Below are 1,332 nucleotides of genomic sequence, written 5' to 3'. Positions count from 1 at the left end.
CCCGGCACGAAGGTGTTGGGCAGACCGTTGGCCTCCATGCGAAAGGCCATGTCGCGCGTGAGCGAGGTCTCGGACACCGCGCCCAGCACCGCGAGGTCGAGCATGTGGTCCTCGCCCAACCGGGCGGCCCGGGCGGGAAAGGCCGCGCGCAGCTCGCGCAGCACCGCCTGGCGCGCGTCGAGTTCCACGCGGTGGCGCTGGCCGTAGTCGAAGCCGACGGTCTCGACGCGCTCGAAACGCGCCAGCGCGTGCGCCAGGCAGGTGGTGGAGTCCTGGCCGCCGGAGAACAAAACCAGGGCGTGGGTGTGGCGGATGGATTCGGGCATGGGCGGGATGGTAGGGCTCAGTGGCCGCCTTCGCGCAGCAGCGCCATGGCGTGGCTGTCGACGGACACCCCGTCGACCCGGAAGGCGCCGCGCTGCAGGCCTTCGTGCGCGAAGCCCATGCGCTCGTACAGCGCGCGGGCATTGGGGTTGTCGGCCCGCACCGTCAGCTCGATGCGGGTGAGGCCCTTGGCCCAGGCGGCGGCGATGGCGGCCCGCATCAGGGCGGCGCCCAGGCCCTGGTGGCGCGCGCGGCGCACCAGACCGATGCCCAGGGTACCGACGTGGCGCCGGGCCTCGCCGAACACGGGCAGCACGTCGCACCAGCCCACCACCTCATCGTCGAGCAGGGCCACGACGTGCGGATGGCCCTGGTCCAGGCTGTCGCGAAAGAAGGCGAAGGTCTGCTCGCGCGGCGGCGCCTGCAGCAGGGCCAGGTAGCGCTTCTCGCGCGCCACCTCGTCGAGCACCTGGTGCAGGCGCTCGAAGTGGGCTTCGGTGAGGGGCAGGATGCGGGTGTTCATGGGCGCGGCGGTCGGGGATCGGGGACGGCAGAGGCACCCGCCTGCAGAAGGCGCAGGAGGGCATCGGCCTCGTAGGGGGTGCGCGCTTCGCACCAGCGCAGGTGGGCGAAGGTGCCGGCGTCCCGCAGGGCCTCGAACTCGCGCCGACGGCGGTGGAACGTGCTCAGGATCCACCACAGGATGGACTCGCGCGACAGGAACGACTGGCGGAAGGACTCGCGGTTGCCCTGAAACAGTTGCTCGCCGGAGACCACGCGCGCCACGGTGCGCCGCAGGCCGCGCCAGAACACCCGGGGCAGGCCGAAGTTGAGCCAGACGATGGTGGTGGCACGGCCCCACAGCCGCTCGCGCGCGAGCCCGTAGTTGCCCGCCGCCACCCAATGTTCGCCGGCGCTGGCCTGCTCGACCAGCCGCAGAAACTCGGCCGGCGGCTTGGGCGTCCAGGCGGGCGCCCAGTACAGCTCGTCCAGTTCGATGAGCGCGCA

At 72.4% G+C, this 1,332-nt stretch carries 3 protein-coding genes; all 3 read right to left on the bottom strand.

Annotation, left to right across the window (positions count from 1 at the left end):
* Positions 1 to 326 (bottom strand): 7-cyano-7-deazaguanine synthase (locus tag BGO22_RS16375; RefSeq protein ID WP_286851781.1); only part of this gene is annotated, 326 nt, incomplete at its 3' end.
* 17 nt (positions 327 to 343) lie between these two features.
* Positions 344 to 847: a GNAT family N-acetyltransferase gene (locus BGO22_RS16370; RefSeq protein ID WP_070401016.1), complete on the bottom strand. Its 504-nt coding sequence runs from the start codon at positions 845 to 847 to the stop codon at positions 344 to 346.
* A partial coding sequence (locus BGO22_RS16365) for a P-loop NTPase family protein (RefSeq protein ID WP_286851778.1) occupies positions 844 to 1,332 on the bottom strand: 489 nt, incomplete at its 5' end. The genes BGO22_RS16370 and BGO22_RS16365, both read right to left, overlap by 4 nt.

The organism is Hydrogenophaga sp. 70-12 (assembly GCF_001897365.1).
In the GTDB taxonomy this organism is placed as follows: domain Bacteria; phylum Pseudomonadota; class Gammaproteobacteria; order Burkholderiales; family Burkholderiaceae_C; genus Hydrogenophaga; species Hydrogenophaga borbori.
This window is presented reverse-complemented; position numbering and strand designations above follow the sequence as displayed.

Bases quoted from the DNA above. Each gene is read 5' to 3' on its own strand.
- BGO22_RS16370 (WP_070401016.1), bottom strand. From the start codon at position 847: ATGAACACCCGCATCCTGCCCCTCACCGAAGCCCACTTCGAGCGCCTG.